The following is a 21,403-nucleotide window of genomic DNA, read 5'->3' as shown; positions in this document are numbered from 1 at the left end:
GTTAGAAAGCGAAGCAGCTGCAGCCGAGCGCGCCCCAGAAGGCGTTCTCTTCTGAAACCGGCAGGTTGGCGCCGCGCGCAATCTCGTGGGAGTGCGTATGTACGCCGCACGGGCCGCTACAGTGATGCGCTTGCGGCATCATGCCAACGCGCGTGGTGGCGGTGGGCGGCGCACTGCGATAGTGGCCGGGAACCTTGACCACCGGCGACCATTCCGGCAGCACCGGAATTGAGGGCGGCGCTTCGGAACTGAAGGCGCCTGCAGCATAGACGATGTTCCCATCGACCAGGGTCAGCACCGACTCAATGCCTTTGATCTCCTCCTCAGGCACGCTGAAGTAATCTTTGCTCAGCACCACCATGTCGGCCAGCTGACCGGTTTTAATCTGGCCTTTCTTGCCTTGCTCGCTGGAGAACCAGGCGCTGCCCTGCGTCCACAGCATCAGCGCCGTATCACGGTCGAGGCGTGCGTTGACGTCGTACATCTGCATGCCGCCCACGGTGCGTCCCGATACCAGCCAGTAAAGCGCGGTCCACGGGTTGTAACTCGCCACGCGTGTCGCATCGGTTCCCAAACCCACCGGCACGCCGGTCTCCAGCATGCGCGCCACCGGCGGCGTATGGCGTGTCGCCTCAATGCCATATCGCTCAGCAAAGTATTCGCCCTGGAAGGCCATGCGGTGCTGTACGGCAATGCCGCCGCCCAGCTCTTTGATACGATCAAGGTTTCGCTGCGTCACGGTTTCGGCGTGATCGAAGAACCAGTGCAGCCCGTTGAACGGAATGTCACGGTTCACTTTCTCAAACACATCCAGCATGCGGCTGATCGATTCATCGTATGTGGCATGCAGGCGGAACGGCCAGCGATGCTCCACCAGATGGCGCACTACGCGCTCCAGCTCATCTTCCATACCTGGCGCCAGATCCGGACGCGGTTCGAGGAAATCTTCAAAATCGGCGGCAGAGAACACCAGCATCTCACCGGCACCGTTGTGACGGAAATAGTCGCTGCCCTGGCCCGGCGTCAGCATATCGGTCCACTTTTCGAAATCTTCCAGCTCGTGGCCCGGACGCTGGGTAAACAGGTTGTAGGCGATTCGCAGCGTCATCTGCTTCTTCTCATGCAGCTCGGCAATGACTTCGTAATCTTCGGGATAGTTCTGGAAACCGCCACCCGCATCAATCGCGCTGGTCAGGCCGAGGCGGTTCAACTCGCGCATAAACTGGCGGGTGGAATTGACCTGCTGCTCCAGCGGCAGTTTTGGCCCTTTCGCCAGCGTGGCGTAAAGGATCATGGCGTTCGGGCGCGCAATCAGCATGCCGGTTGGGTTGCCATTGCTGTCACGTTGGATCTCACCGCCCGGCGGATTGGGCGTGTCTTTGGTATAGCCCACCACTTTCAACGCGGCGCGGTTGAGCAGGGCGCGGTCATACAGATGCAGGATGAAAACCGGCGTATCGGGCGCGGCTTCATTGATCTCATCCAGCGTCGGCATGCGACGCTCGGCAAATTGAAACTCGGTCCAGCCGCCCACCACGCGCACCCACTGTGGCGATGGCGTGCGCAGCGCCTGTTCTCGCAGCATGCGTAGCGCATCGGCGATGGAGGGCACGCCTTCCCAGCGCAATTCGAGATTGTAATTGAGGCCGCCACGGATCAGGTGCAGGTGGGAATCATTCAGGCCGGGAATGGCGGTATGACCTTTGAGGTCAATTACTTTGGTGCCTTCGCAGTGATGCTGCATCACGTCGGCCAGACTGCCCACTTCGAGAAATTTGCCATCGCGCATCGCCACGGCCTCGGCAATTGGGTTGCCGCGATCGACGGTATGAAACCGCCCATTAGTCAAAATGATATCTGCTTTACCTAACGTAACCATAAAACCTCCTGAATGAGATGTCCTGCCAATTGCGCAGGTGAAATGCGTGGAGGGATTATGTTCAGGAGGTCTGGAAAGCGTCTAGTTATACAAAAGGATAGGTATACCTTCGTATAGTTATACCTTTAGATAATAGTTCGTGTGCCTAAAGGTTCCTACACTGCGTCCAGACATTCACCTCAATGGGCATACAAAAATGACAACCAGTAAATTAGAAGTACTGACGCCGCACAACTGCCAGATCATCTTCATCGACCAGCAGCCACAAATGGCCTTTGGCGTGCAGTCCATCGACCGTCAGGTATTGAAAAATAACGTGGTGGCGCTGGCGAAAGCGGCGAAGGTCTTCAACATTCCTACCGTGTTGACCACGGTTGAGACCGAGAGCTTCTCAGGTAACACCTTCCCGGAGCTGCTGGATGTGTTCCCAGGCCAGGACATTCTCGAGCGTACCTCAATGAACTCGTGGGATGACCAGAAAGTGCGTGACGCCCTGGCGGCCAACGGTAAAAAGAAAATTGTGGTTTCTGGCCTGTGGACCGAAGTGTGTAACAACACTTTCGCGCTGTGCGCCATGCTGGAAGGCGATTATGAAATCTATATGGTGGCTGATGCTTCAGGCGGCACCACCAAAGAAGCCCACGACTATGCCATGCAGCGCATGATTCAGGCGGGCGTGATCCCGATGACCTGGCAGCAGGTGATGCTGGAGTGGCAGCGCGACTGGGCGCACAAAGAGACCTACAACGCGGTGATGGATATCGCCAAAGAGCACTCCGGCGCTTACGGCATCGGCGTGGATTACGCATACACCATGGTGCACAAAGCGCCGTCGCGTCAGAAGAGCGAGCATCGCACGCTGGCGCCGGTTCCTGCACCCGTTCGCTAAATCGTCACGCAGGCGAGCGCTATCGGGCTCGCCTTTCTTTTGCAAGGAGGACCGATGAGTCCTTTACTCATTTCTCTGGCTGCGGGCGTGTTTATCGGCCTGATTTACGCCTTACTCAACGTGCGATCGCCGGCACCGCCCGCCGTGGCGCTGGTGGGATTGCTGGGCATGATCGTGGGCAGCTCGCTGGGCGGAAAATTGACGCATCCCATGGCCGCCGCTGCGCCAGTTGATAAAACGCAACACGCGATTGCCGCTGAGAAGCCGTCACACTCCGCCACGCTCACGCCAAAACAGGCGGGATGAACATGCTGAAAACCTATGCGATTTCGCTCTCCGTCGGCATTTTAGTCGGCATCATTTATGCCGTTATCGACGTCAATTCCCCGGCGCCGCCAGTGATTGCGCTACTTGGCCTGTTTGGTATGCTGGTCGGCGAACAGATTATCCCGCTGTGCAAGCGCCTGATTAACCGTCAACCGGTAACGCTGGCCTGGTTTCGTCATGAGTGCGTGCCTAAAATCAGCGGCACGCCGCCGCCCAGTGACAAAACCTCCTGAGGACGCGCCGCAGGCAGTGAATAATAATTAAGGAACACAGCATGCAGCTGTCGCAGCGCATTGTCGTTGTTGATGATGAACGATCTGTTCGCAGTGGTTTATGCAATCTGCTTCAGTCGGAAGGATACGCAACGCAGGCATTTGAGTCGGCTGAAGCGCTATTGGCGGACGAGACGGCGCTGCACGACGCTGCGCTGTTTATTATTGATGTTGAACTCAACGGCATGTCGGGCTTTGAGTTGTTTCGTGCGCTGGTAGAGCGTCTTGAGAACCCACCCGGTATCATCATCTCCGGCAACGGCGATGAGAATATGCTCTGGTATGCCATCAATCTAGGCGCGATAACCTTTATGCGAAAGCCCATTGATATCGACCTGCTGTTTGAACATATCCGCCTGGCGTTTTCCTCCCAGGCGGCGCGCCAATGAGCACGCTTTTCCTCTCATTAAATATCGCGGATGACGCGGCGCTGGTGCTGGCGGATGACATCGTTTTCACCCCGCTGGCGCAGGAAGGACAAGTTGAGTGGATCGAATGCCGCCACCTGATTTCCGGTGAGTGCTTTGTGCTGGCTACGGCGGCGGCCGAAGAGGCGGTGTTTCCGGTGACGCAACTGCTGAAAAATGAGTATGCGCTGCGCACCTTATTAGCCGAGAGCTGGGCGCTAAAACCGCTGCGCCACACCTTATATCAAGGGCGCTACGCGCTGATTTATCCCGCTTTCCGCTACCAAACGCTGGCGGATTATCTGCGCCTGCCTACCGGGAAAATCCAGAAGTTCATCAGCTGCGCCGTCCTGCTGTGCAATGCGCTCAGCAAGCTGCATCAGCAAGGTTTGGTGCACGGCGACATCAAACCGGCCAATTTCTTCTTCACCGACCAGGGCGACGTGGTACTGGGCGGCTTTGGCCTGGCGTTTATGGAAGCGGACTCACAGCAGCCGCTGCGCGCCGCGGTGACCGGCGGAACGCTGGCCTACATGTCGCCGGAACATACTTCGCGCACCGCGCACGCGGTTAGCCGGGTCAGCGATCTCTACAGCCTTGGCATTGTGCTCTACGAATTGCTCACTGGCAGGCTTCCCTACGGCAGCGCCGAAGGGGGCGCGGCCGAATGGGTGCATCATCACATTGCCTCCGAAGCGCTGCCGCCGCACCGGCTGCGCAAAGATGTGCCGCTGGTGCTCTCGTCCCTCATTTTACGACTGCTGACCAAATCGCCGGAACAGCGTTATCAAACCGTCGAGGGCGTGCTGGCCGATCTGCGACGCTGCGAATCCAACTTAATGCCTGATGGTCTGGTCGAATCCTTTGCGCTGGGCTTACAGGATGTGCCGACCTCGACGCTATCCTCTGATGTGCTGTATAGCGACCATGCTCAGGCCAGTGAGATGCTGGCGGCGTTTGATGAGGTGAGCAGCAGCGGCAAACACTGCATGGTGGCGATTAGCGGCGCGCCCGGCTCCGGAAAATCGTCGCTGATTGCCTCGGCGCTTAAAATCCTGCGGGAAAAAAATGCGCTGCTGACGGTGACCAAAGCCGATCAGCACTCGCCCATTTTGCCCTATGCGGTCTTTACCTCAGCGTTTCGATCGCTGACGCTGCATCTGCTCGGGTTGCCCGCCGTAGAGATGGCGCGCTGGAAAACACACATCACGCGTCAGCTGGGGCATTATGTCGGGCTGGCGGTCAATCTGGTGCCTGAGCTGGGCATCTTGCTCAACCACAAAGCCAGCGTGCAAGCGGATGCGCGCTCGCTGGATGCGCGCAATCGCCTGAATCTGGTGGCCTGCAGCCTGGTGAAAGCTTTTACGGTGCCGGGGCGGCCGCTGATCCTGTTGATTGATGACGTGCACTGGGCCGATCAGGCGACTTTGCAGCTGTTGCAGAATCTACTGCGTTCCAGCGACGATATTCCCTTGTTGCTGGTGATTTCTCACCGCGATCACGCCTCGTTGCCCTGTCCGACGGTGGTCGCCAGCCTTGATCGGATTCGTGCAGCCGCCACGCGCATTGTGGATGTGACGCCCGATCCGCTGTCGGTGAAAAATATCGCCAGCTGGCTGGCCGGCATTTTTCACACGCGCAGTGCAGAGACCGCAGAGCTGGCGCAGATTATTCATGAAAAAACTGCCGGGAATCCGCTCGCCACGCGTGAGTTTTACCGCCAGGCGGTGCGCGATCATCACATCACGCACATCGCATCCCATAAATGGACCTACAATCCGCACGCGCTGAGAAACAGCCATTACACCGCGAACGTTGCAGCCAGCGTGCTGCAACAGCTGCAGTTGCTCGCGCTGCCGGTGCGCCAGCTGCTGGGCCGATTGGCCTGCATCGGCAGCAGCGGCGATCTGCCGGTATTGGCCGGCATTCTGCAGACGGCGGTTAGCGCGATTCATGTCACGTTGCGACCTGCGGCCGAGGCGCGGTTGATCTCGCTGACCGATCACAGCTACGCCTTTATGCATGACAGCATGCATGAGGCCGCGCTGAAGTTGCTGTCGTCGGCAGCAAAAGATGATTTTCACTTTGCCGCCGCCCGCTATTACATGCAGGCCGCGCGCGAGGATAATGCGCATGCGCTGCTGTTCAGTGCCGCGCATCACACCATCACGCTGCAAAACCGCGCACTTTTAACGCCTGAAGCTGCTGCCTTCGGTCTGCTGTTACTCAACGCCACCCGACGCGCGAAAATCATGGGCGATTACTCTTCCGCGCTGCGCTTCTTACACACCGCCCGCGCGCTCAACGCAGAATCAGGCGCGGAGGAGGGCGGCGTAATTTTGTTTGAGCAAGCAGAGTGTGAGTTTCTAAGCGGCAACTTATCGGGCGCGCTGGCGTTGAGCTCTGAGATTCTCGCTACGCCCGGCGCGGTCACCGATAAAGCCGAGGCCGCGACGCTGATAGCGGAAATCCATATGCGTCAGTCCGACAGTCAGCTGGCGCTGGAAACCGCGCTGGCCTGGCTGGCGGTGTTTGGCATTCATCTAAACCGCTATCCGGATAAAGCCGAATGCGATGCCGCCCGGCAATTGCTGAAAAAGGATGTCGGCAAAAATCCCTACACGCGTTTCCGTTCCCTGCCGCGAGTGACCTGCCATAAAACCGAAGCCGTGATGAACCTGATGGCCAGCGCCAGCACCTTCGCCGCCTTTATCAGCCCACGCTTGCAGTTCATTATCCTGTGCAAACTTCTGCACCTGACAATGGAGAAGGGCATCAGCGGTGCCTCCACGCTGGCGCTTGCTTGGTACGGCGTGGTGTGTGGCGATCAGTTCGACGAATATAGCCGTGGTTTTGCCAGCGCGCTGCTGGCCCGCGAGCTGGTGTATAAGCACGATTTCGTCAGCTATAAAGCGCGTACGCTGATGCCGCTGGATCAGGTGAGCGTCTGGACCATGCCGCTCAGTTATGCCATTGAGTGCGCAAAAGCGACCTTTGATGTGGCGGTCGATATTGGCGATCGCACCTCGGCGTGTCTGGCGCTGCGTCACCTCACCATGAACTGCCTGGCGCGCGGTGACCATCTTGATGGGGTGCATACCTCGATCATGCGCGGCATGGTATATGTGCGCAAAGCGCAATACCGCGATGTGGAAGTGATTCTCGGCATGCAGCTGGATTACGTGATGTTCCTGCGTAAACCCGTCGGTGAGACATTGTCCGGCGATGATTTCAGTGCACCTGCGTTAAACGTGGTGCAACCGGAACACGCCATTGAACCGCTGTTTTTGATGCAGTTCTGGGCGCGGCTGTACAAAGGCATGGCGCATTTCTTTGCCGGAGAGTATGCCGCCGCCCATCGCCAGTTCATTGATGCCGCGCCGCTCACTGACGTGATTCCCGGCCATGTGCATATGCTGGATTTTCATCTGTATAGCGCGCTTTCGCTCAGCATACCGCTGCAACCGAATGAGCTTGATGCCACGCAGCGGCAGCAACTGCAGCGCCATCTTGAAAGAATCATCACCTGGTCAGCGGAGAACCCAGGCACCTTTGCCGACAAGGAAGCGCTGCTGCGCGCTGAACTGCTCAGGCTGGAGGATAACAGCGGTGCGGCGCTGGAGCAGTTTGAAAAAGCCATCGAGCTGTCGCGCAAAGGTCAGTTCCATCCTATCAACGGTCTGGCCTGCGAACTGGCGGCGCGCTGCGCCAATGCGCGCGGCATGGCGTTCGCCGCCGAAGGATATATCAAAGGCGCCCTTGCCGCCTGGGATCGCTGGGGCGCGGGTGCCAAGGTGCGCCAGCTTGAAATGCACTATCCGCATCTGGCGGCGCAACCGTTGCAGACCGCGTTAAATACCGTGACCTTTGAGCAGAGCGCGGTGATCAGCGACCTGCAAAGCATGGTGACGGCGATGCGTGCGTTAACCGAAGAGATCAATCTTGATCGGCTGATCCATATTTTGATGATGATGCTGGTTGAGCGCGCTGGGGCGCAGCACTGTATTTTGATCCGTCTCATCGACGGCAATGTGCCGGAAATTCAGGCCCGCGCCTCCTCCACGGTGGAAGGCGTCCGAGTGAAGATCGTCAATGAACTGCCGGTGGCGACCGATCTGCCGCTGTCGATTCTCTCGGCGGTGATCCGCACCGGACAAGAAATCCGTACCGGCAGACCGGAAGTTTTCAGTCCGTTTAGCCAGGATAACTATCTGGTCGCCTCCGGCGCGGCGGTGATGTGCGTACCGATGTTCCGCCAGGCGCAAATGGTGGGCGTACTCTACCTGGAAAACCGGCTGATGCCGGACGTTTTCACCGCTGAGCACTCGCGCATTGTCTCGATGTTGGGCGCGCAGGCCGCAGTCTCCCTGGAAACGGCGCGGCTGTATGCCGAGCTGGTGGAAGAGAACATCCAGCGGCGGAAAATTGAAAAACAGCTGCGCGCCAGCCAGACATCCCTGATGCTGGGTGAAAAGATCAGTAATACCGGCACCTGGCACTGGCATCTGGGGCCGGATATTCAGCTGATATCGGATGAATATAAACGCATCATGGGGTTGCCCGCCGGGCAGTTGAGTACCTCGATGGCGGAGTTTCAGCGGCGGGTACATCCAGACGATATTCAGTGCCTGAAAGCGCTGATTGAATCCAGCGTGGCCAATGGCGTGAGCATGCAGGCTGAATTCCGCATCATCCGTGATGATGGTGAATGCCGTTACATCAAAGGCATCGGTGAGCCGGTGGAGAACTGGCCGGAGGTCGCCGAATATTTCGGCACGCTGACGGATATCACCGCGCAGCGTCAGTCTGAGGATGCCGCCAGGATTGCGCAGGCAGAGCTGGCGCGCGTGGCGCGCGCTACCACGGTAGGACAGCTGACCTCATCGATCGCCCATGAAATCAATCAACCACTGATGTCGATTGTGGCCAATGCCGGTGCCAGCCTGCGTTGGTTGAAGCGCGAACCGGCTCAGCTCGACAAAGCCAGCGAAAGCATTGAGGAGATCATTAACGAAGGGCGGCGCGCCGGCGAAATTATTCGCGGCCTGCAGTCACTGACGCGCAATAATGTCGCGGAGTATGGCGCCGCCAGGCTGCATCTGCTGGCGCGCGATATTTTAACCTTGTCGCGTCTGGAACTTGAGCGCCGTTTTGTGGCGCTGGAACTGGATATCAAAGCGCAATGGGATGAGGTTTTTTGCGAGCGCGTACAGATTCAGCAGGTGTTGTTGAATCTGGTGATTAATGCCATTGAGGCGATGGCCGATAATACTGGCGCGCGTATCTTGCGGCTCTCATCTTCTAATCCTGACGCTAATCTTATTCGTATTGAGGTTGCCGACAACGGTACCGGCTTATCGGCAGAGGTTATCGGCAAGATCTTCGACTCTTTCTATACCACCAAAGCAGAAGGGATGGGAATGGGCCTGACCATCAGTAACGAAATCATCAAACGTCATGGTGGTGTGTTGAGCGCGGAAAATCGCCCGCAGGGTGGCAGCGTATTTAGCTTTACCCTGCCGTTGAATGCGGAGAAATAGTTTATCGTATCCTCCCGCACTATTTCGCGGGAGGATTGTTGTACAGTTATCGTTATAAAGCCTGACGTTATTCATCTTGCAATAAATGGAGTTTCTCTGCGGCTCTGACTAATTCTGAAACCGAACGCACCGCCATTTTTTCCATCACGCGGCGCTTATGCACTTTTGCCGTAATTTCACTGATGCCCATTTCAGCGGCAATCTGCTTATTTAATAAACCGCGAATAACTAACTGCATTAATTCCATTTCGCGTGGCGTTAAAGAGTGATAACGCGCGGTGAGGACAATTTTTTCCTGTGAGAGTGCCGCGCTTTTTTCGGCCAGCGCCATGGCAGCGGATACCACTTGCATCAGCTCATCCGGCATCACCGGTTTAGTGAGAAACTCAAAGGCGCCCGCCTTCATGGCGCGGACCGTTAGGGGAATGGTGCCAAAGCCGGTGAGGAAAATAGTGGGAAGGGTATAGCCGCGCGCGGTGAGATTCTGCGAGACATCAAAGCCGTCGAGGCCGGGCATATTCATATCGACAATTAAACAGCTCGGAGTACGGTAGTGCGGCTGATTTAAAAATTCAGCGGGGGAAGTAAAGGTCGAGATCAGGTAGCCTTCTGAGCTCAGAAGATTTTGCAGCGCGTTGATGACAGCGGCGTCATCATCAACAATATAAATCGTTCTATCCATAAAAACTCATTCAGACTCTTACGAGTTCTATTCACTACATGCGAGCTAATATACCCGCAAAATAGTCTCTTAGGAATGGCGAAAAACTTATATGTGACAGTGATTATCTGCTGCGCTATTCGGTCTAAAAAGGGTGAGGATGAAAAGCCATGCACTCACCCGCCATTCTTAAGGTAATAACTGCGTAACCTTAAGGTTCTTCAATACGCGATACCTTTAAGGTGGTTTGATCGCCACGCCCATACACTTTTCCGCTGACGCGAACTTTATCACTCGCTGAATAGGTTTTCTCTTTGAATGCGGGTTGCTCAGCATTAATGATAATCGTGCCGGTATCATCACGGAATTTATAGCTATCACCTTTCAGCTTTTCAATAATATGGCCTTCGAGCGTGACATAGCCGCCCTGACGGAAATCACGAATACGTGAAATCGGTGTTTGCGCGGTATCTTCCGAACCTTTATAACCGGCATCCTGATTCTGCTGCGGCGGTGCTGTTTCGCCTGATTTATAGCCGCCTTCCGCTGCGCTTACGCCGACGCTGAACATCATGATTACCGAAGCTAAAACAAACTGTTTCATACGCTCTCCATGGATTTTCCTGCTCACACGGTGTTAAGTCTGGCACAAATAAGCGTGGCTGCACGACAAACGCAGCGCTATTTATCAGGATTAATCTCATTAATAAAAAATTAATTAAACGTTTCGCTTAAAATAACCTCGCTTTAAATCAAGCTCATTAATCTCTTTAAACATCATTTATAAGCGAAGCGGAAATTTAAATGCTTTTTTGCTCTACAGTTAATAGGGTCTTAACTGGAGGAGCATGTGAAATGTCGAAAGATAAAAAAGAACAGAATTTAACCCATACCGCGCCGCATAAAGGGCCAGAAACCTCGGAGCCGGGTTTAGGTGACTTAGCGCCGCATGATGGTGGACATAAACCTGTCGCCGAACCTACACCGCCGGGCAAACAGCCCACCGCGCCAGGTAGCCTTAAAGCGCCCGCAACGCAAAACGACAAGCTTGAGCAGCTCGATGAGTACCGTAAAAATGGTGAAAACGCCGACCTGACCACCAATCAGGGCACGCGCATCGCCAACGATCAGAACTCACTGCGCGCCGGTTCACGCGGCCCCACGCTGCTTGAAGACTTCATCATGCGCGAGAAAATCACGCATTTTGACCATGAACGCATTCCTGAACGTATCGTGCATGCGCGCGGTTCGGCGGCGCACGGCTATTTCCAACCTTATCGCTCGCTGGAAAAACTGACCAAAGCGGGCTTCCTCAGCGATGCCGAAAAAATCACACCCGTCTTCGTGCGTTTTTCCACCGTGCAAGGTGGCGCAGGATCGGCCGATACCGTGCGCGATATCCGTGGATTCGCCACCAAGTTCTATACCGATGAGGGCGTATTTGATTTAGTCGGCAACAACACGCCGGTGTTTTTCATTCAGGATGCGCATAAATTCCCGGACTTTGTGCATGCGGTGAAACCCGAGCCGCACAACGAAATCCCGCAAGGGCAGAGCGCGCATGACACCTTCTGGGATTATGTGTCGCTGCAACCGGAAACGCTACATAACGTCATCTGGGCGATGTCGGATCGCGGTATTCCGCGCAGCTATCGCACCATGGAAGGTTTCGGTATCCATACTTTCCGCCTGATTAACGCCGAGGGTAAATCTACCTTTGTGCGTTTCCACTGGAAACCGGTGGCAGGCAAAGCATCGCTGCTGTGGGATGAAGCGCAGAAGCTGACCGGCCGCGATCCTGACTTCCATCGCCGCGATCTGTGGGAAGCGATTGAAGCCGGCGATTTCCCGGAATATGAGCTGGGTCTGCAGCTGATCCCGGAAGAGGATGAGTTCAAGTTCGATTTCGACATACTCGATGCCACCAAACTGATTCCGGAAGAGCTGGTGCCGGTTGAGCTGGTCGGCAAAATGGTGCTCAACCGTAATCCGGACAACTTCTTCGCCGAAACCGAACAGGTGGCGTTCCATCCGGGCCACATCGTGCCGGGGCTGGATTTCAGCAACGATCCGCTGCTGCAGGGCCGCTTGTTCTCCTACACCGATACGCAAATCAGCCGCTTGGGTGGGCCGAACTTCCACGAGATTCCGATCAATCGTCCGGTTTGCCCGTACCACAACTTCCAGCGTCAGGGCATGCATCGTACTGAAATCGATACCAATCCGGCCAACTACGAACCGAACTCCATCAACAACAACTGGCCGCGTGAAGTGCCGCCAGCGGCGAAACAGGGCGGATTTGAGAGTTATCAGGAACGCATTGAAGGCAGCAAGGTGCGCGAGCGCAGCCCATCGTTTGGCGAATATTACTCACAGCCACGGCTGTTTTGGCTGAGCCAGACGGCGGAAGAGCAGCAGCACATTATTGGCGCTTATTCGTTTGAGCTCAGTAAGGTGGCGCGTCCTTATATCCGCGAACGCGTGGTCGATCATCTGTTGCAGATTGATGTCACGCTGGCGCAGGCCGTGGCGAAAAATCTCGGTCTGAAGCTGAGTGATGAGCAGCTGAAAACCGCGCCGCCGAAGGATGTCAATGGACTACAAAAGGACGAAAGTCTCAGCCTGTACGCACAACCGAGCGGCGATATTAAAGGCCGTCAGGTCGCATTACTGTTGAGTGATGGCGTGAAAGCTGCCGACGTGCTGGCGGTTCTGCAGGCGCTAAAAGCGCAGGGCGTGCATGCCAAAATCCTGGCGGCGCATATGGGGCAAGTGCTGGCTGATGACGGATCGGTGCTGCCGGTTGATGCCACCTTTACCGGTCTTCCTTCGCTGACTTTTGATGCGGTGATTGTACCGGATGGCAATATTGATGCGTTGCTGCTGAGCGGCGATGCGCGCTATTTCCTGCTGGAAGCGTACAAGCATCTGAAAGCCATTGGTCTGAGCGGTGATGCGCGCCGGTTCAAAGCGCAGTTCAACGTGCAGGATAATGAAACCGAAGAAGGGCTGGTGGAAGCGGTGAAAGCCGAAGGCAGCTTTATGGCGGATTTCCTCGCGTTGATGGCATCTCATCGCGTCTGGTCGCGCAGTAAAAAAGCGCTGACTGTCGCAGCATAAAACTTCAGGGCGGCGCTTTCTGCTCCGTCCGTTTTCCCTGCATCTAAAATAAAAAAAGCCCGCACTGTGCGGGCTGGTCGATATGACTACCGAATGATCTCGTTGTAAACGCGTGCCGTAGTGCAGCCACTCTGTGTGGTGAAGCTATACTACAGTAATATCTCGTTACTGGTCATATGAGTTATCGATGGTCCGAAAAATATCCGCCTCATCCCGCACTGCATCAATTACATGCTTAACTCTGTTGTAGCTTGAAAACAGAGGACAACATGCAGTTAAAAAGAAAAATGGATCCCAGGACGACATCTGACGCAGGTTTGCAGCAAAGTATTGTGCTGTCCGGTCTCTTTTTAATTATTACCGTCGTGGGGATGAGCATCTGGACGCTGCGCGAAGACTGGCTCGGTACCGTGCGACAAACGCAGCAAACGGCGATGAATCTGGCGCTGTCGCAGTCGCGCCAGGCTGAAGATACCTTTCTGCAGACGGAGCTGTCGCTGCGGCAGATGCAGCGTGATCTCCAGCTTCAGCTGGCAACACATATTCAGGGTGCTGACCTGAGTAACACCATGCGCGAACTGCAACGTCGTCTGCCACAACTGCATGGACTGTTCTATTACGATGCCGAGGGCAAGTGGATCGCGACCTCTGCTGAACGCGTGCCCAACAATATTAATAACTCCGATCGTGAATACTTCACTTTTCAGCGCAGCAACCATCGTAACAGCGTGCATATTAGCCCGGTGATCACCAGCCGCAGCACCGGCGACTTGGTGATCCCTGTTTCCCTGCGCGTCAGTGATGCCAGCGGTGGATTTAAGGGCGTGTTGCTGGCCACTATCAAAGTGGATTTTTTCCGCCGCTTCTACAGCTACTACGAGATCGGTGCACGCGATGTGCTGGTGTTAATGCTGGCCGATAGCACCGTGCTCTATGCGCGTCCGATGCCAGACAGTTATATCGGTAAGAATCTCTCGGCCAGTCCGCTGTTTCAGGAGATGCTGGCCAAAATGGATCGCGGCAGCGGGCAGTGGCGATCGGTGCTCGATGGTCAACCGCGTATCTTTGGTTTTGCCCGTTCCGATCGCTATCCGATTATCGTTGCCGCAGGCTACAACAGCGACGATCTATTCCACGTGTGGGTCAACGGGCGGGCGCAGGATATTCTGCTCAGCATCATTCTGCTGCTGACCATCATTTTACTCGGCACCTTCCAGCTGCGTCAGGCGCGCCGCGTGTTGCGCTATCAGCAGGAGCTGACGCTGCTGCGTGACGAACTGCACAACGCCAACCTGACGCTGAACAAACTCGCGCATGTCGATGGCTTAACCGGGCTGGCGAATCGCCGGGAATTTGATCGTTTCCTGCGTGAAGCGTTAACCAATGCGGCAGCAAGCGGCAAACCGCTCTCGCTTATCATGATGGATATCGATTTCTTCAAACACTACAACGATACTTATGGTCACATTGCCGGGGATAAATGCCTGAAAGTGGTTGGCGAGGTTCTGGCGTCTGCAACCGGAAGACGTTCAGATATGGCCGCGCGTTATGGCGGCGAGGAGTTTGCGCTGATATTACCGGATACCACATTTGGCGAAGGGATGACCATTGCCAACCGCGTGGTTGAAGCGGTGAGGGTGATGCAGCTTCCCCATGTTGCCTCACCCGTTGGCCATGTCACGCTCAGTGCCGGCTGCGCCACCACTGTTACGGCAGCGGCGGTGAGCGCCGTGAAACTGCTGGAATACGCCGATCATGCTTTGTATCAGGCAAAGCGTGAAGGGCGTGATGGGGCGAAAGGCATGAATATCGCCTCGCTGCCAGAAGAGCAGAAATAACCGTGGGCTTATTCCACGGCAGGCAGCTGGTATTTTATATATTGACGCAGCGCTTCGTGCATCTGGCTATTCCTTTCGTCCTCTAAGCCGCGCTCTTCATATTCTTTCGCCAGCTGAATAATCACCTCATCATATTTCCCTTTGAAGGTGATGTTATTTACCGCCACCTGCTTAATCATTAACTCGCGCAAGGCAGCGACTTCAATCTGCAGCTGGTTTACCGTTTCTTCCAGCTCGTTTACGCGTTCTTCATTCGACATAGGTTCTCCGGATGTTATTAAGCTGTGGCTGTGTCAGGGCCTGAATATCGCATTGGCATGCGCGTAATTCAAGCGTGAAGCGGTTACTTCGCCAGCGGAAGATCCTCTAAGGGCTTGAGTCTGCGATGCGCTGTGAAAATAAAAACCAGCGCTGCTTCTTGTTGGGAAATGTACGATAAAGCTGGAAGCATAAGGGATTATAAAAGTTGTTTGAAAAAGGTGATATCAGCGGCGTCCAGGCGCAGGACGCGGAATGCATTCGGCTTCTGGTCATCTATGAAGCGCTCTCCACGGATGAATTCAGAAACTATCCGCGCTGACTGGCGTAATGCTTGTCAGTTAAACCAACGACGAGTGCGCTGACCGGGGACACTTTTGGTCCGGCGGTCCTCGCGCCGCTAGCGCGGTACCTTCACTTCGCTCGTCTGCCTGACGGACCGGCGGAGACGGGACGTCCCTGTCCCGGCTCCGCCTTTCGCCCGCGTCCTGCGGGCTCTCCTGACATCCTCGCTGCGTTCAGCGCTGCGGATTGCCTGCCCAAAAGCGCACCCGGCCTGCTTAAACTTCAGTGCGTGTTATTGAAAAGGGCACATTTGTTTCAGGCGCTGGCGGCGCGAGGACGGCCCGTGACGCAGCAGATGTGTCAGAGCCCGCAACAGATTAGCTGTGGCCGTGTCAGGGCCTGAATATCGCATTGGCATGCATCTAATTCAAGCGTGAAGCGGTTACTTCGCCACAGGCAGATCCGCCAGCCGCGTGGTGTACGCCGGTGACAGCATCTCGCGCTTCATCGACCAGGGTTTCTGAATCCCCTGGCCAGCAAACCATAGCGCGCCGCGCTGGTGAGCATTCATCTTATCGATCAGGGCCATCAGTTGGTCACTATTATGACGCGGCTGATATTCCGCAAACAGATCAAGCTGCGCCACGCCATCGCTAAAGAAATCGCCCAGCATCACGCCGCCTTTCATATAACGCTTACCGGGAACCCAGATACGATCTAAACAATTAAGCGTGGCCTGAATAATATCGCGACTGTCAGCGGTCGGCGTAATCAAAGTTTGACTGGCCGCATTGGCGTAATAAGGATGATGCGCATCGTGCGGGCTAGTGCGAATAAACGTACCGATATGACGACAATATTGCCGCTCGCTGCGCAGCTTTTCTGCGGCGCGCGCGGCGTAATTGGCGATGGCTTCGCGCATATCCTGATATTCGGTAATACGATCGCCAAACGAGCGTGAGCAGAGAATATTTTGTCGGTTGGGAATCACCTCCTCAAACGCCAGACAAGACTCGCCACATAATTCACGCACCGTGCGCTCCAGCACCACGCCGAAGTGTTTCCGGATCAGCGCGGTTGGGGTTTCCGCTAATTCCAGCGCGGTGTTAATCCCCATCAGGTTGAGCTTTTTCGATAAGCGGCGGCCAACGCCCCACACCTCTTCAACCTTGACGAGTTTCATCAACTCGCGCTGACGGCGGGGCAAAGAGAGATCCATCACGTTCTCGGCTTTGGTCCAGCGTTTGGCCGCCCAGTTGGCGAGTTTGGCGAGGGTTTTGGTCGGTGCAATGCCGACACCCACGCGCAGATGGGTGTCCCGATAAATGCGGTCGCGAATGTCGCAGCCTAACTGTTCAAACGTCATGCAGGCGTTGATGCCGGTGACGTCAACGAAGGCTTCGTCGATGGAGTACTCATCCACGCGCGTGGATATCAGCGCCAGCGTCTCCATCACGCGGCGCGACATATCGCCATACAACGCATAGTTAGACGAGAACACCACCACTTTATGGCGCATCAGCTCTTCGCGATGTTTGAAGTAGGGCGCGCCCATCTTGATGCCCAGCGCCTTGGCTTCTCTGCTCAGGGAGATAATGCAGCCGTCGTTATTCGACAGCACCACAATCGGTTTGCCACGCAGATCCGGGCGAAACACCGTTTCACAGCTGGCATAAAACGAGTTCACATCCACCAGGGCAAACATCAGCGGCCTATGGTTTTAATCACGTGTTTAACGATACCGAAGACTTCGAACTCATCGGCGTCAGGAATAGCAATAACCGCATGCGCAGCATTCATCGGTTTGAGATGCAGGTAAGGCTGCAGCATCAGCTGTTTCACAGTGAACTCGCCGGAAAGCGACGCCACCACAATGTCACCGTGTTTGGGTTTCAGCGAGCTGTCCACTACCAGCATGTCGCCTTCATTGATACCGATGTCGATCATTGAGTCACCGCTGACTCGGATGAAGTAGGTTGAGCTGGGGTGGTCGACTAAAAAGTCGTTGAGGTCGATGCGTTGTTCAACGTAGTCCTGCGCCGGGGACGGGAAGCCGCAGGGCACGCGGCTGATGAACAAGGGTAAGGCGAGAATGGCGCGGATTTCCGCGGGTTGATAAAACTGCATGGCTGCGATCTCAAATCATTACTGTATATGTATACAGTAATGTCGATTGGGCAGTTTGATCAAGCCAGAACCCGCAATGATTTGCAAAACAGTTGGCAACAAAGGAAATTTATTTTGTGCCAAAGGGCTTGCCGCTGCGCTTAAATCATCATTCCCATGATCTGCATCGTGCTCTGCTGCGAAGCGGTGACAAACGGAATGTCTTTGATGTGCTGCATACCAAAGGCTTCATAGAATTTACGTGCACGCACGTTATCGCCTAACACTTCCAGCCACAGATAGCCTTCACGCTTGTCGCGCGCCTCATTGATGATGCTCTCGAACATCCAGCGACCGTAGTTTTTGCCGGTTTCTTCCGGATTGAGATACAGCTTATTCAGCAGCGCGCCGCTCATGCCGGAATCCGGTACCGGCGTGTTCCAGGTGACTTTGGCAAAGCCAATCGGCTTGTCGGTCTCGGCGATCAGCCAGCTCTCGTTGGGCGCCGCCAAGCTGCTATTCAGTTCCGCCAGACCGTATTCCTTGTCGATAAAGGCATCCAGCTCTTCTGCGGAAACCCACATATGTTTAAAATGCGCGCTGTAGGTCATGCGGCCCAGCAGGTGCAGCAGCTCTGCATCCTCTGCCTTGGCTTTGCGTATGGTGAACTCCATGCCAGATTTCCTTGCTTCATTCTTGTTATTAATCACATCGTCGGTGCGAGCAGAGGCCACCGAAGGGCAGTTACCATAACGTGTTAGTAACAAAAACCCAAGATAACCAGAGCTTTCTGTTAACAAGGCACCACGCTGATGATCTATAGTGAGTAGTGAGAAGCAAGCGTAAGCCCATATTCTCAGGAGGTAGAAGATGTCAGATTCGCAACCTAAAATTATCGGCGAAGCGGCCTATGCGTTACTGCTACGTCGTGAGGATGTCAGCGTCTCCTCACTGCTGGCAGAACTCGCGTGCATGGCGAGAAAAGAGCAAAACACGCAACAGCAGCAGCGCATTAGCCAGGCTCAGCAATGGCTGCTCACGCACCGTCAACCGGCGGGCAGCGATAACCGCGTCCATTCCGCGTTGCGCGGGTTGAGTCGTCAGGAAGGCAGCGTCAGAATGCCTTCGGCCGATGCCGACGACAGTTGACTAGCCCAACAGGCTCACGCGTCGATGACTTTCGGCGCTGAGCGCACGGATTTGGAAACAAAAGCTTTCCAATTATCCTAATTCACCTTTATTAGCACTTTTTGCAACAAATCCCGCCTGCTAACTTGAGTAAGCTCCTTGTACAGCTTTTTGCTATCTGTACAACTTTACTTAGGTCAAATGACCTAACTTTTTTAATTATTGGGGTCAATTATGCGTCAGAACGGATACACGCCGAGTTCAGTCGAGGCCATTGCCAACTACTTCAGCAAAGCGTCGCTGCCATCGCAGCAGGAAACATTGGGTCAGATCGTGGTTGAAATCTTACGCGAAGGCCGTAATCTCAACCGCAAATCGCTCTGCACTAAGCTGCTGCGCAGACTGGAACTGGCCGCCAATGCCGAAGAAGAGCATCATTATCATCAACTGATTGGCTTGTTATTCGAACGCGAAAGCTGAGAGCCTGTCAGACGTCAAACTTGTACAAGTATTAAAATTTTACTCTGAATACGCTCCCACACTGGCTTCGCCCCGCACCGGGGCGAAGCGGCGATCAGAGATTCGTTATGAATGATTCGTTATGAATAGAAGTGAACAGCAGAAAATAATCGATGAAATTATTGGCGAAGCCGCGCTGGCGTTGCTGCAGCAGCCGGGCCCCGTTAATACTCAGGCGCTGATGGATCAGCTGACGCTGATGAAACAGCAGAGCACCGATGACGAACAGCGTAAGGCGATTACTGCCGCCATCACCGATGTGCGCAACAGCATTTCGGCGGGGAAAAAACTGCGCGAAGAGCAGCCGCAAAGAGATAACGTTCTCCAGCTGTTTGGTCATAACCAGCAGTCTGGCAACAATCGTAAACATTGACCGATTGGCTCGCGTTTAGGACATAGCAATGCGGGCACACACGCAATCACGGGACTGGAATCATGTCGGAAAATCACAACCTCTATGCTGCACTGCCTGATACCGAGTTGGCAGAGCATTTTCGCAATGCAGACAGTACGTTAAGAAACGAAGCTGCCGTATTGGATAGGGTTATCCGCCACGTGCTGGCCACGGAAGGGCGCGTCAGTAATAAATCGATTATTCTTTGTCTGATTATGGCGCTGGAAACCGCAGAAAGTGATGCTGAAGCCGATGTGCTGCGCAAAACGCTGGAAATTGTGGTGGGCTATACGCCTGACGACGCCTGATATTCCTTTCTGTCCCCCATGCGGGGACAATCTCATTACTCCTTTCGTAACAGAGCCAACCGGCGTTTTGCTTTACCAATGTTAATTCTGTGTAACCAGGTGCGAAACTGTTTTAACTGAATATGTGACGCAATCTCAGTAGAAAGCGTGCAAATATAAAGTTGACTCTGGGTATGATTATTGGTGCCGGTGGCGTAAATTTCGCTTTTATTATCACGCTGTTGTAATTCTATTCCTGTGAAGTGTAAATCCCCCCACAGCTGAAGAGTGGCCTCGAACTTTTTAAAGTCCATCATGATTACCTTATTATTTTGACTTATTATGGAGTGTTGCTGGCTCGGTACAACATAAATAATTAAGCCAGCATCTTTGATTATTAAATTATGGATAGTCGCGTTTAGGCGCAGACTTCCGGATCCATTTGCGTTTATTACCGCTTTGCTTATCCATGGCTAATGCGCTGGCGCTAGCCGGATCAAACAGCGACAAACTTTCTATTTGATGCACCATAATCACTTTGCGAAACTCAAGGGCACTTTTCGGTGACGAAGAGAAATCGATGTCGTGATTGTGGTACCACTTGCTGTAATTATGCTCAATTGCCAAATTTAACGTGCGTGAATCGCGATAGCCGCTCAGCATCGGGATCAACACAATATTGGCGGTATTGGCATACTCAAAGGTCGCCGCGTGAATCATGCCGATATAGATACGGCGCGATTTCAGCGTAACCCACGCCAGTTCGCCTTCTTCCATACACTGCAGCAGCAACTGTTCGATGCCGTTGGAGCGTGAAAGGCGCTGATACAGCTCTTTGCGCCCACCGGCGTTGAGCCGGGCGCTCACCGCCCAATTGGAGCGATACATACAGAACAGAATGGCAAAGGCCAACATCAGCACTACCGGCGCCTGAATGCCTAAAAAACTCCACGTCATGAAATCGACGTTCCAGTGCACATTTTCTGCTGAAGTCAGGGCAAAGGCATTGTTCACGCCGGATGCGGCCAGCAGAATTAGCCAGATAATGGCGGTCGCCAACACGCCTTGCAGTACAAATATGCAGCCATACAGTGCAATAAGAAAATAGACATCCCAGCCAAAAGAGCGCTTAATTTTCAAACGGCTCGACATGTCGCGGCTAGTATACCAATAACCGCATACCATCATTACCATAAATATCGCCGTGCCCATTTAAATATCCTTTAATGTGCTGACATGATGGGCAAAATCGCGCTGTACTTCAGGGCTCAATGGATTAACCGAAGCGTTACCATCTTCGTCAATAATAATTCTGTCACCTTCCTCAATCGATTCCTGAATGTCCTGGCGCGTCATGACTTGCACTAATGATTCTGGACTACCAAAAAGAGAGGTTAAAAAGCCAAACATAGCAGGATCCTTTATATTTCATATCAACATGAACTATGGCACATCCTGCAAAGAGAACGCCTCATAACCGAATATTAAGCAAA

At 54.4% G+C, this 21,403-nt stretch carries 21 protein-coding genes; 11 read left to right on the top strand and 10 right to left on the bottom strand.

Going from position 1 to position 21,403, the window contains the following annotated elements; translation table 11 throughout:
- Position 1 precedes the first annotated feature (1 nt).
- The gene (locus FHW71_RS06860) at positions 2–1,879 is read right to left on the bottom strand and encodes an amidohydrolase (RefSeq protein WP_179451193.1); all 1,878 of its coding nucleotides are present in this window, start codon (positions 1,877–1,879) and stop codon (positions 2–4) included.
- Positions 1,880–2,075: 196 nt separating this feature from the next.
- Here FHW71_RS06860 and FHW71_RS06855 point away from each other — a divergent pair, with 196 nt between their 5' ends.
- Genes FHW71_RS06855 through FHW71_RS06835 form a run of 5 tightly spaced genes read left to right on the top strand, consistent with a single transcriptional unit; the run spans position 2,076 to position 9,314 of the window.
- Positions 2,076–2,768, top strand: a complete 693-nt coding sequence (locus tag FHW71_RS06855; protein ID WP_008102794.1) for a hydrolase — start codon at positions 2,076–2,078, stop codon at positions 2,766–2,768.
- Between the two features lie 54 nt (positions 2,769–2,822).
- Entirely contained in the window at positions 2,823–3,074 is a 252-nt protein-coding gene (locus FHW71_RS06850) for a DUF1427 family protein (RefSeq protein WP_061716761.1), read from the top strand.
- A gap of 2 nt (positions 3,075–3,076) precedes the next feature.
- Complete coding sequence (locus FHW71_RS06845; RefSeq protein ID WP_008102799.1) at positions 3,077–3,328, top strand: XapX domain-containing protein; 252 nt, start codon at positions 3,077–3,079, stop codon at positions 3,326–3,328.
- Positions 3,329–3,369: 41 nt separating this feature from the next.
- Complete coding sequence (locus FHW71_RS06840; protein ID WP_179451191.1) at positions 3,370–3,756, top strand: response regulator; 387 nt, start codon at positions 3,370–3,372, stop codon at positions 3,754–3,756.
- Positions 3,753–9,314 (top strand): ATP-binding sensor histidine kinase, encoded by a 5,562-nt coding sequence (locus FHW71_RS06835; protein WP_179451189.1) that lies wholly within the window; start codon positions 3,753–3,755, stop codon positions 9,312–9,314. Before FHW71_RS06840 ends, FHW71_RS06835 begins: the two co-directional genes overlap by 4 nt.
- A gap of 67 nt (positions 9,315–9,381) precedes the next feature.
- On the opposite strand, the gene FHW71_RS06830 is transcribed toward FHW71_RS06835, so the two are convergent.
- Together FHW71_RS06830 and FHW71_RS06825 are read right to left on the bottom strand one after the other, a co-directional pair.
- Positions 9,382–9,996, bottom strand: a complete 615-nt coding sequence (locus tag FHW71_RS06830; RefSeq protein ID WP_179451187.1) for a response regulator — start codon at positions 9,994–9,996, stop codon at positions 9,382–9,384.
- Between the two features lie 190 nt (positions 9,997–10,186).
- Positions 10,187–10,579: a NirD/YgiW/YdeI family stress tolerance protein gene (locus tag FHW71_RS06825; RefSeq protein WP_008102808.1), complete on the bottom strand. Its 393-nt coding sequence runs from the start codon at positions 10,577–10,579 to the stop codon at positions 10,187–10,189.
- A 251-nt stretch (positions 10,580–10,830) separates the two neighbouring features.
- Here FHW71_RS06825 and katE point away from each other — a divergent pair, with 251 nt between their 5' ends.
- Positions 10,831–13,095 (top strand): catalase HPII, encoded by a 2,265-nt coding sequence (gene katE, locus FHW71_RS06820; RefSeq protein WP_179451185.1) that lies wholly within the window; start codon positions 10,831–10,833, stop codon positions 13,093–13,095.
- 269 nt (positions 13,096–13,364) lie between these two features.
- Positions 13,365–14,933, top strand: a complete 1,569-nt coding sequence (locus FHW71_RS06815) for a sensor domain-containing diguanylate cyclase (protein WP_179451183.1) — start codon at positions 13,365–13,367, stop codon at positions 14,931–14,933.
- 8 nt (positions 14,934–14,941) lie between these two features.
- On the opposite strand, the gene FHW71_RS06810 is transcribed toward FHW71_RS06815, so the two are convergent.
- The 4 genes from FHW71_RS06810 to FHW71_RS06795 form a co-directional block, all read right to left on the bottom strand.
- On the bottom strand, positions 14,942–15,193 hold the full coding sequence (locus tag FHW71_RS06810; protein WP_008102814.1) for a hypothetical protein: 252 nt from the start codon (positions 15,191–15,193) through the stop codon (positions 14,942–14,944).
- A gap of 725 nt (positions 15,194–15,918) precedes the next feature.
- Entirely contained in the window at positions 15,919–17,181 is a 1,263-nt protein-coding gene (gene umuC, locus FHW71_RS06805) for a translesion error-prone DNA polymerase V subunit UmuC (RefSeq protein ID WP_179451182.1), read from the bottom strand.
- On the bottom strand, positions 17,181–17,603 hold the full coding sequence (gene umuD / locus FHW71_RS06800; protein ID WP_061716746.1) for a translesion error-prone DNA polymerase V autoproteolytic subunit: 423 nt from the start codon (positions 17,601–17,603) through the stop codon (positions 17,181–17,183). The genes umuC and umuD overlap by 1 nt, the downstream gene beginning before the upstream one ends.
- A 140-nt stretch (positions 17,604–17,743) precedes the next feature.
- Entirely contained in the window at positions 17,744–18,256 is a 513-nt protein-coding gene (locus FHW71_RS06795) for a GNAT family N-acetyltransferase (RefSeq protein ID WP_061716745.1), read from the bottom strand.
- Positions 18,257–18,452: 196 nt separating this feature from the next.
- Here FHW71_RS06795 and FHW71_RS06790 point away from each other — a divergent pair, with 196 nt between their 5' ends.
- From FHW71_RS06790 to FHW71_RS06775, 4 genes are all read left to right on the top strand, one after another.
- Positions 18,453–18,731, top strand: coding sequence for a hypothetical protein (locus FHW71_RS06790; protein ID WP_179451181.1), 279 nt, complete (start codon positions 18,453–18,455; stop codon positions 18,729–18,731).
- Positions 18,732–18,944: 213 nt separating this feature from the next.
- Positions 18,945–19,190: a regulatory protein YcgZ gene (gene ycgZ / locus FHW71_RS06785; RefSeq protein ID WP_007891089.1), complete on the top strand. Its 246-nt coding sequence runs from the start codon at positions 18,945–18,947 to the stop codon at positions 19,188–19,190.
- A gap of 121 nt (positions 19,191–19,311) precedes the next feature.
- Positions 19,312–19,602 (top strand): hypothetical protein, encoded by a 291-nt coding sequence (locus tag FHW71_RS06780; RefSeq protein ID WP_179451180.1) that lies wholly within the window; start codon positions 19,312–19,314, stop codon positions 19,600–19,602.
- A gap of 62 nt (positions 19,603–19,664) precedes the next feature.
- On the top strand, positions 19,665–19,931 hold the full coding sequence (locus FHW71_RS06775; protein ID WP_008102831.1) for a biofilm development regulator YmgB/AriR family protein: 267 nt from the start codon (positions 19,665–19,667) through the stop codon (positions 19,929–19,931).
- A 35-nt stretch (positions 19,932–19,966) separates the two neighbouring features.
- Here the strand turns inward: FHW71_RS06775 and FHW71_RS06770 are convergent, their stop codons facing one another.
- From FHW71_RS06770 to FHW71_RS06760, 3 genes are all read right to left on the bottom strand, one after another.
- Complete coding sequence (locus tag FHW71_RS06770; RefSeq protein WP_154181509.1) at positions 19,967–20,227, bottom strand: hypothetical protein; 261 nt, start codon at positions 20,225–20,227, stop codon at positions 19,967–19,969.
- A gap of 85 nt (positions 20,228–20,312) precedes the next feature.
- The gene (locus FHW71_RS06765; RefSeq protein ID WP_008102835.1) at positions 20,313–21,122 is read right to left on the bottom strand and encodes a hypothetical protein; all 810 of its coding nucleotides are present in this window, start codon (positions 21,120–21,122) and stop codon (positions 20,313–20,315) included.
- Positions 21,123–21,320 (bottom strand): hypothetical protein, encoded by a 198-nt coding sequence (locus FHW71_RS06760; protein WP_008102837.1) that lies wholly within the window; start codon positions 21,318–21,320, stop codon positions 21,123–21,125.
- Between the last annotated feature and the right edge of the window lie 83 nt (positions 21,321–21,403).

The sequence above is a fragment of the Enterobacter sp. Sphag1F genome (assembly GCF_014193275.1).
GTDB lineage: Bacteria > Pseudomonadota > Gammaproteobacteria > Enterobacterales > Enterobacteriaceae > Pantoea > Pantoea symbiotica.
Note: the sequence above shows the minus strand (reverse complement) of the source record. Positions and strands in the feature narration are given on the sequence as shown.